Here is an 8,792-nt window from a genome sequence, read left to right as displayed (position 1 = left end):
CGGGCCGGGAACATGGTCGAAAAGCTGCGAACGACGCATCCGAAGTGTGAGTCCGCCGCGCCGGACACGCGATGACCTGCGTCATGGTCATCGCGGACAGGGACCGCGCGGCGATCGACTCGGGTTTCCACCGTCACGCTTTCGAATTTACTTCGATTTCACACCCCGCCGGAGCGAAATCTACATTGTTTACCTATCCGTTAGTCTGACGCGGCCGTCAATATTTGCTCGGCGGCCAGCGCCGGGGTCAGCTCCCCGGCCTTGACCCGGCGTTCGACGTCGGCGCGCATCGTGCGCACCTTCGGGTTGGACAGCACCCGGTCCAATACGGTGTCGCGCACCATCTGCCACGTCCAGTCGACGAGCTGGGCGCGCCGGCGCGCCTCGAACTCACCGGCCTCGGTGAGCACCTGACGATGACGTTCGATGGTGTCCCACAATTCCTCCAGGCCGGTCCCCTCCATCGCGCTCATCGTGAGAACCGGTGGCCGCCAGAGCGTTTCGCGCGGGTGTATCAATCTGATCGCCGAGGACAGCTCGCGGGCGGCCACCCGGGCCTCGGCGAGGTGCTCCCCGTCGGCCTTGTTCACCACCACGATGTCGGCCAGCTCCAGCACACCCTTCTTGATGCCCTGCAGCTGATCACCGCCGCGCGCCAGGGTCAGCAGGACGAACGTGTCGACCATGTTGGCCACCGTCACCTCGGACTGGCCGACGCCGACGGTCTCGATGATGATCACGTCGAAACCGGCGGCCTCCAACAGCACCACCGTCTCGCGCGTGGCCTTTGCCACGCCGCCCAGGGTGCCCGACGTCGGCGACGGCCGGATGTACGCGTCCGGGTGCACCGCCAGGCGCGCCATCCGGGTCTTGTCGCCCAGGATCGACCCACCGGTGCGCGTCGACGACGGGTCGACGGCCAGCACCGCCACCCGATGGCCCCGCTCGATCAGGTGCATGCCGAGCGCCTCGATGGTGGTGGACTTCCCCACCCCGGGTGTCCCGGTGATGCCGACGCGGTGGGCGTTGCCCGAGTCCGGCGTCAGCTCGAGCAGCAGCCGCTGGGCCTTCTCGTGGTGGTCGGCGCGGGTGGATTCCAGCAGCGTGATGGCCCGCGGCAGCGCCGCGCGGTCGCCACCGCGAACCGCCTTGGCGAGCTCGTCGACGGTGTCGCTCTTGCGGGACGCCATCTAGTCGAGCGTGTAACCCAGCCGATCGGCCAGCTTGTGCAGCAGGCCGATCGCGGCGTCGGCGATCACGGTCCCGGGCGGGAAGATGGCGGCGGCCCCGGCCGCATACAGCTCGTCGAAGTCGCCGGGCGGGATCACCCCGCCGACCACGATCATGATGTCGGGCCGTCCCACCTCGGCGAGCGCCTCGCGCAGCGCGGGCACCAGCGTCAGGTGGCCGGCGGCCAGCGACGAGACCCCGACGACGTGCACGTCGTTGTCGGCGGCCTGCCGGGCCACCTCCTCCGGCGTGGAGAACAGCGAGCCGACGTCGACGTCGAACCCGAGGTCGGCGAAGGCCGTCGCGATCACCTTCTGGCCGCGGTCGTGGCCGTCCTGGCCCATCTTCGCCACCAGAATTCTGGGCCGGCGGCCGTCGGCCTCGGCGAACTTCTCGACCAGTTCGGTGGCGGTGGCGATGTTGGTGGCCTTTCCGGCTTCGTCGCGGTACACGCCGGCGATGGTGCGGATCTCCGCCTGGTGCCGCCCGTATACCTTTTCCAGCGCGTCGGAGATCTCCCCGACCGTCGCTTTGGCCCGGGCGGCGTTGATCGCCAGCGCCAGCAGATTATTACCCAGCCCGTCCGCCCCGGCGCGCCCGTGCGCCGCGGCCGCCCGGGACAGTTCTGCCAGCGCGGCCTCGACCGCGGACCGGTCGCGGCCGGCCCGCAGCTCCTCGAGCTTGGCCAGCTGTTCGGCGCGCACCCGGCTGTTCTCGACCTTGAGCACCTCGACCTCTTGGTCCTCTTCGACCTGGTACTTGTTGACGCCGATCACCGGCTGGATCCCCGAGTCGATGCGGGCCTGGGTGCGCGCGGCCGCCTCCTCGATGCGCAGCTTGGGGATGCCCTCGCTGATGGCCTGGGCCATGCCGCCGTGCTCGGCGACCTCCGCGATGTGGGCCCGGGCCCGCTGCGCGAGCCGATGGGTCAGCCACTCCACGTAATACGAGCCGCCCCAGGGATCGATGGGCCGCGTGGTGCCCGACTCCTGCTGCAGCAGCAGCTGGGTGTTACGCGCGATCCGCGCGGAGAAGTCGGTGGGCAGCGCCAGCGCCTCGTCGAGGGCGTTGGTGTGCAGCGACTGGGTGTGCCCCTGGGTCGCGGCCATCGCCTCGATGCAGGTGCGCGCGACGTTGTTGAAGGCATCCTGCGCCGTCAGCGACCAGCCCGAGGTCTGCGAATGCGTGCGCAGCGAGAGCGATTTGGCGTTTTTCGGGTTGAACTGGGCGACGAGCTCGCTCCACAGCAGACGGCCGGCCCGCAGCTTGGCGACCTCCATGAAGAAGTTCATCCCGATGCCCCAGAAGAACGACAGCCGCGGCGCGAACTTGTCGATGTCCAGGTCGGCGTCCAGACCCGCCTTGATGTAGTCGACGCCGTCGGCCAGCGTGTAGGCCAGCTCCAAATCGGCTGTGGCACCGGCCTCTTGGATGTGATAGCCGGAGATCGAGATCGAGTTGAATTTCGGCATCTTCGCACTGGTGTAGCCGAAGATGTCGGAGATGATCCGCATCGACGGCTTGGGCGGATAGATGTAGGTGTTGCGCACCATGAACTCTTTGAGGATGTCGTTCTGGATGGTGCCCGCCAGCTTCTCCGGCGGCACGCCCTGCTCCTCGGCGGCCACCACATACAGCGCCAGGATCGGCAGCACGGCACCGTTCATGGTCATCGACACGCTCACCGTCGACAGGTCGATGCCGTCGAACAGCTGCCGCATGTCGAGAATGGAATCGATTGCCACGCCCGCCATTCCGACGTCCCCCTGGACTCGGGGATGATCGGAGTCGTATCCGCGGTGGGTGGCCAGGTCGAAGGCCACCGACAGGCCCTTCTGGCCGGCCGCCAGGTTGCGGCGGTAGAACGCGTTGGATTCGGCCGCGGTGGAGAAACCCGCGTACTGGCGGATGGTCCACGGCTGGTTGACGTACATGGTGGGGTACGGGCCGCGCAGGAAGGGCGGCTCGCCGGGGAAGGTGTTCAGCGGGTAGCCGTCGGCCACCGCGGCGGCCCGGTCGGCGCCGATGTACACCGGCTTGACCGTGATGTCTTCCGGGGTGTGCCAGTCGAGCTGATCGGGCGTGTACCAGTGCGCCGCCGCGGCCGCGGCGACGTGCTTTTCGACGGCCGCTTCGGTGGGCGGAGCCGGCGGACGGTCCGCGTTGAGCGGGACCTCGGCGAAGTTACCGATCACAGGTGCGGTGGTGGTCATGGTGGCTACGCTCCCAGTCGAGTCAGCAGGTTCGAAAGGGCTTCGACCGCATCGATTTTCGCGGTCAGGAATTCGTCGGGCCGGTGCTCGGCGTCACCCACCGCCTTCTCCGGCCCGGCCAGGTAGACCCTCGACACGCCGGCGGCGCGGGCCGCCTCGACGGTCGCCGCGGCCTCGTCCTGGTAGCGCTTGTCGGTACCGCAGATCACCGCGACGCCCGGCGATTTGGCGTCGGCGACGGCCCTGGCGACCGTGGTGGCGTCGACCGTTCCCGGGTTGACGGCCTCGATGCCGCCCGATGCCAGCAGGTTGGCGGCGAAGGTGGTCCGGATGTTGTGTTCGGCCAGCGGGCCCAGCGGAAGCAGCAGCGCCTGCGGGCGTGCGCCGGTGCGGGCCAGGTAGGCATCGGAGCGATCGCGCAGCGCTTCGAATGCGGCGGCGTAGCGCTGCAGGTGGCCGGCGGCCAGGGGCGTGCCCGACGAAGCATCCTGCGGCAGAGCGGGTTCGGTGAGATTCGGGAATTCGTTGACGCCGGTGATCGCGGTGCGACGGTGCGCGATGTCGTCGGCGCGCCGCTGCGCGACCTCGGCGATCTGCTCGGCAATGTAGTCGCGCGCCTCGACGAACCCGCCGCGCGCCTCGATGGCCTGGAAGTGCGTCCAGGCCTGCTCCGCGAGCCGCGCGGTGAGGTCCTCGACGTACCACGAGCCGCCGGCGGGATCCAGCACCCGGCCGACGTGGGACTCCTCCAGGAGCAGCAGCTGAGTGTTGCGGGCGATCCGCCGTGCGAAGCTTCTCGCCGTGCCGGGGAAGCCGCCCGGGATCGCCACGTCGAAGGGCAGCACCAGCACGGTGTCGGCGCCGACATCGCCGGCGCCGAAGGCGGCCAGCGTGCAGCGCAGCATGTTCACCCAGGGGTCGCGCTGGGTCATCATCGGCAGCGACGTCTCCGCGTGCACGGTGACGGCGCCGCCGTCCGGATCGCCGACGACCTCGGCGACCCGCGCCCACAGCTGACGCACGGCCCGCATCTTGGCGAGCGTCACGAACTGGTCGTCGTCGGCGGCCAGCCGGAAACTGATCTGCCGCAGCGCGTCGCCGACCGACATGCCCGACTCGGTGAGCCGTCGCAGATAGACCACCCCGGCGGCGACGGTGCCGGCCAGCTCCCACGTCGCGTTGGCGCCGAGGTTGTGGAAGGCCGGCCCGTCGACGGTGACGGCACGCACGCCGCGCTCACCGGCCGCCCGCTGCGCGACCGTGACGACCTCGTCGAGCGTCGGAGCGGGACGGTCGCTCAGCACCGCCGTGAGCGGGTCGCCGCCCAGGTCGATCGAAAGCAGTTCGCGCTGGTCGGCTTCCACCCGGGTGGCCATCCCCAGCATGACATCGGCGGCGGCGGAGTAGTCGGCGCCCGCGTCGACGATCACCGGCGCCATGCTCAGGTGCACGCCCTCCAGGGCGTCCTCGAGCTGGTCGACGGTCACGCCGGATTCCCCCACGCGCAGCATCAGCGCGCTGGCCCCGTTGCTGAGCGCCTCGAGCACCGCGGAGTTGACGTCCTTGGCCGTGACCCCGGCGACGCGGTCGGCCGGGAACGCCTCGGCCACGCGCCAACCCGATTTGACGTCGCGCAACGCGTCGGCGCCTCGCACATAGGGCCATTCGCCCGGCAACGGCGGTTCCGGCAGTTCGTCCAGCGCCGTGTACAGCGCCCGGACGGCGATGCCGTCGTAGGTCGGGGTTTCCAGCAGGCGCTCGGGCTGGTCGCCGAGTTCCTCGGGGTCCTTCCGGGTGCTCTTCGACAGCACTCCGGCGACCGCACTGCGCCAACGCCCGCGAACCAGTTCTAGTTCGGCGAGCTCGGGTACATCAATGGACACCGATTGCTCCCTTTTTGCCAGCAAATGGGGCCTGCGACTTACTAATGAGGCTAATTGATCAGGCCGGTCGGCAAAAAACCGCGCGGCCCGGCGACCGGGGTGGGCCGCCGATGAAACGCCAGCCTCGGGATACGAGTTATTCACCTGCGGCCCGTAACCTTTAGAGGCGTGACGGCTTCCGCCACCTGCAGAATCAACCGGACCTTGCGCGACCTCGCCGGCGCGCTGGGCGCCGCCGCGCGTCTGCTGTCGCGGCCCCGGGCGATCGCCACAGTGGTCGGTATCACACTCCTGATCGCGGCGGCGTCCTGGCTGCCGCTGCCGACGCCGGTGCAGATGCGCGACTGGGCGGAGTCCGTCGGGCCGTGGTTCCCGTTGGCGTTCCTGGCGGCGCACGTCGTCGCGACCGTGGTGCCGATCCCGCGCACGGCGTTCACCCTGGCCGCCGGGCTGCTGTTCGGCCCGCTGATGGGTGTGGCGATCGCGGTGGTCGCCAGCACTGCGAGCGCGGTGATCGCGCTGCTGCTGGTCCGCGCCGCCGGGTGGCGGCTGAACCGTCTGGTGCGTCACCGGTCGATCGACACGGTGGACGAGCGGTTGCGGCAGCGGGGCTGGCTGGCCATCTTGTCGCTGCGGCTGATTCCCGCCGTGCCGTTCTCGGCGATCAACTACGCCGCCGGCGCCTCGACGGTGCGGGTGCTGCCGTACACGCTGGCCACCCTCGGCGGCCTGTTGCCCGGCACCGCCGCCGTCGTGATCCTCGGCGACGCGCTCGCCGGCCACCCCAGCTCGCTGCTGTACCTGGTGTCGGTGTGCACGGCGACGCTGGGTTTGACGGGCCTGATCATCGAGATCCGCCACTACCGCCGCCACCATCACCGAGCGCACACTTCCGTCGGCGACGAGCCCTCCCCCGAGCCGGCCACCATCAGCTGAGCGGCCCGCGCGAAATATCTGACTAATCGCCACATTTGACCGGCCGAAGCTGGCAAGCTGGGGCGTGCGGTACCTACCGGCATCGCGCGCTCAAAGGGGGGCTGTTGGCCGGAACCCACGTGTCATACCCGCTGCCGCAACGTTCGAGGACGCATTCCGCGTTGCTGGTGATCGCGTCGCTGTGTTGCGCGACCGCCCTCCTCGCCGTGGTGGACCGGCTGCCCAAGACCATCGCGCCGAGCCCTCAGCCCTCCCCGCCGCCGCTCCTGTCGCCGATCGATCTGCCCGCGTCAAGCGCCGTCGGGCCGGGTGCGGGCATCTACGTCGAGTACGCCGACGGGACGGGCGGGATGGGCTGCACCGCGGGGTTTTTGGTGCGCACCAGCACGGGCCTGCCCGGTGTCCTGACCGCCGGCCACTGCAACCGGCCCGGCGAGGCCAGCAAGGTGACGATGAACCTGGGCGGGGTCCTGCCCTACGCGACGCTGGGCACGTTCGCCCAGACGGTCAGCGAGGGCGTCCTCAACGAACAGCACGACATCGGCCTCATCCTGCTCAACGGGGACAACGTTCCCCGTAATCCGGCCGTCGGGGCCGCCCTGCCCGTCTCCGGCGTCGCCACCAACCTGCAGACCGGGCAGGAACTTTGCAAATTCGGCATCGGCAGCGGCGAGGCCGCCTGCGGGCAGGTCACGGAGGTCACCGACAGCAAGGTCGTGTTCCTGGCGCCCGGCCAATGCGGCGATTCCGGTGGCCCGGTGTATCTCAAGCAAGGCGACGGCACTGTGCGCGCGGTCGGCATCCTGATCCGCGGGGGCGATCCCAACACGCCCATGCCGCGGTGCTCCGCCCCGGCGAAATTCTCGGTCGCCGAACTCGTCCAGCCCTGGCTGGACAAGTGGGGCCTCACCGCCGTGACCGCGGAAACCGCGCCCGGCTGAGGCTTCTTCAGGCTGGCTTCAGGCTGACTTCCTACTGTCGCGGATCGCGGCGATCCGCGGGTCCCCCTGCGGATGGGTGCGCCGCCGACAGAAGAGGAGAGATGGGCCGAGTGAAGATCAACCAACTCATCGCAGGGTCCCTGCTCGCGGGCGCCCGCGGGGCGGCCGCGGCCGGCTTCGGGGTCGCGGTGGCGAGCGCGGATCCGCCCCCGCCACCGCCACCGGGGCAGCCGGGACCGCCGCATCCGGGCGGCCCGTTCGGCGGGCCACCGGGACCGGGTGGCCCGGGTGCACCGGGACCTGGTGGCCCGGGACCGGGTGGTCCGGGGCCCGGCGACCCGGGCCGGCCACCGCCACCGGGAATCTGACGGGGCGGTCTTATCGAGCGGTGGCCGCCTCGCCCGGGGCGGCCACCGCTCACCTTTCTTCCATGGGCCTTATTCCACCGCCGCGGCGAGCGGCAGCGTGAGCCGGAACCTTGCCCCGCCCTCGTGCGGCAGACACACCAGCTCGCCCCCGTGGGCACGCGCCAGCGCCCGGGCGATCGGCAGGCCCAGCCCGGCGCCGCCGTGATCGCGGGCGCGCCCGGCGTCCAGTCGCACCAGCCGTTCGAAGATCCGCTCGCGCCCGTCGTCGGGAATGCCCGGGCCGCTGTCGGTGACGGTCACCTCGGCGGCATCGGTGCGCCCACGCACGTCGACCGTGATGGCTCCCCCGCGCGGGGTGTAGCGGCGGGCGTTGTCGAGCAGGTTGGACAGGATCTGCGCGATGCGGGTGGGGTCCGCGTCCAGAAGCAGCTCGGTGGCGCCGGTGCGGCTGATGGTCAGTTGCGGCGCCAGCATCGCGGCCCGGTGGGCTTCGGCGTCGGCGATCGCGGCCAGGTCGACGTCGTGGGTGTCCAACGGCAGGCCGGCGTCGATGCGGCTCAGATCGAGCATGTCGGAGACCAACCGCCCTGCGCGCCGCGCGTCGGACAGCAACAGGCTGGCCCTGCGATATTGACCGTCTGCCGCGTCGTCGCCCTGCTGCTGGGAGGCGCTGGTGGCGAGTTGTTCGGCGGCGACCTGTATCCCGGCGATCGGGGTGCGCAGTTCGTGGGCGGCGTCGACCATGAAGCGCCGGGTTGCCGTCTCGGCGCGCCGGGCCGCGTCGATCGCACGCTGGGCCCGGCGTTCGGAAGCCTCCAAGGTATCCAGCATCCCGTCGAAAGCGCTTGCGGCCCGGCCTAATTCGGTATCGGGACGGTCGGGGCGCAGCCGCCGCCCGCGATCACCGGTCCGGATGTCGTTGGCCAGCGCGGTCAGCCGGTCCAGTGGGCGCAGCGCCACCCGGCTGACCGCCACCAGCAACAGCGCGGCGACCAGCAGGGTCACCACACCCGCGCCGATCATCAGCGCCCGCAGTTGATGCGTCACCTGGGTGGTTTGCGTGGTGTCGGCGACCAGGATGACCCGGGCGCCGTCCGGCAGCGGGCGCACCACGGCCGTCGCGGTGGCGTCCGGCGGGGGTGGGGGCGGCGGGGGAAGCTGGACCCGGACCGTCCAGACAAGACCGGTGATCGCGAAGGTGGCGAGCGCGCCGAGCAGTAG

Annotated in this window: 6 protein-coding genes and 2 pseudogenes; 3 read left to right on the top strand and 5 right to left on the bottom strand. The window is 70.6% G+C overall.

Annotation, left to right across the window (positions count from 1 at the left end):
- The 4 genes and pseudogenes from A5713_RS28160 to mutA all read right to left on the bottom strand — a co-directional run.
- Nucleotides 1–137 (bottom strand): annotated as a pseudogene (locus A5713_RS28160) (esterase); the annotation flags it as partial.
- Nucleotides 138–189: 52 nt separating this feature from the next.
- Nucleotides 190–1,190: pseudogene (gene meaB, locus A5713_RS05320) on the bottom strand (methylmalonyl Co-A mutase-associated GTPase MeaB).
- Complete coding sequence (gene scpA, locus A5713_RS05315) at nt 1,191–3,443, bottom strand: methylmalonyl-CoA mutase (protein WP_068093315.1); 2,253 nt, start codon at nt 3,441–3,443, stop codon at nt 1,191–1,193.
- A gap of 5 nt (nt 3,444–3,448) precedes the next feature.
- The gene (gene mutA / locus A5713_RS05310; RefSeq protein WP_068093313.1) at nt 3,449–5,326 is read right to left on the bottom strand and encodes a methylmalonyl-CoA mutase small subunit; all 1,878 of its coding nucleotides are present in this window, start codon (nt 5,324–5,326) and stop codon (nt 3,449–3,451) included.
- A gap of 168 nt (nt 5,327–5,494) precedes the next feature.
- On the opposite strand from mutA, the gene A5713_RS05305 reads away from it, so the two are divergent.
- The 3 genes from A5713_RS05305 to A5713_RS27320 all read left to right on the top strand — a co-directional run bounded on the left by A5713_RS05305 (nt 5,495) and on the right by A5713_RS27320 (nt 7,571).
- Nucleotides 5,495–6,262, top strand: a complete 768-nt coding sequence (locus A5713_RS05305) for a TVP38/TMEM64 family protein (protein ID WP_067925663.1) — start codon at nt 5,495–5,497, stop codon at nt 6,260–6,262.
- A 101-nt stretch (nt 6,263–6,363) separates the two neighbouring features.
- On the top strand, nt 6,364–7,203 hold the full coding sequence (locus tag A5713_RS05300; protein ID WP_068093323.1) for a S1 family peptidase: 840 nt from the start codon (nt 6,364–6,366) through the stop codon (nt 7,201–7,203).
- 110 nt (nt 7,204–7,313) lie between these two features.
- Nucleotides 7,314–7,571, top strand: coding sequence for a hypothetical protein (locus A5713_RS27320; protein ID WP_197516299.1), 258 nt, complete (start codon nt 7,314–7,316; stop codon nt 7,569–7,571).
- Between the two features lie 69 nt (nt 7,572–7,640).
- Here the strand turns inward: A5713_RS27320 and A5713_RS05295 are convergent.
- Nucleotides 7,641–8,792: cell wall metabolism sensor histidine kinase WalK (locus A5713_RS05295; protein WP_156751758.1), on the bottom strand; the 1,152-nt coding region annotated here is incomplete at its 5' end.

Origin of the sequence: Mycobacterium sp. E2497, assembly GCF_001668695.1 — a bacterium.
In the GTDB taxonomy this organism is placed as follows: Bacteria; Actinomycetota; Actinomycetes; order Mycobacteriales; family Mycobacteriaceae; genus Mycobacterium.
This window is presented reverse-complemented; position numbering and strand designations above follow the sequence as displayed.

Coding starts and splice junctions, on each gene's coding strand:
- scpA (WP_068093315.1), bottom strand. CDS start 3,443: ATGACCACCACCGCACCTGTGATCGGTAACTTCGCCGAGGTCCCGCTC.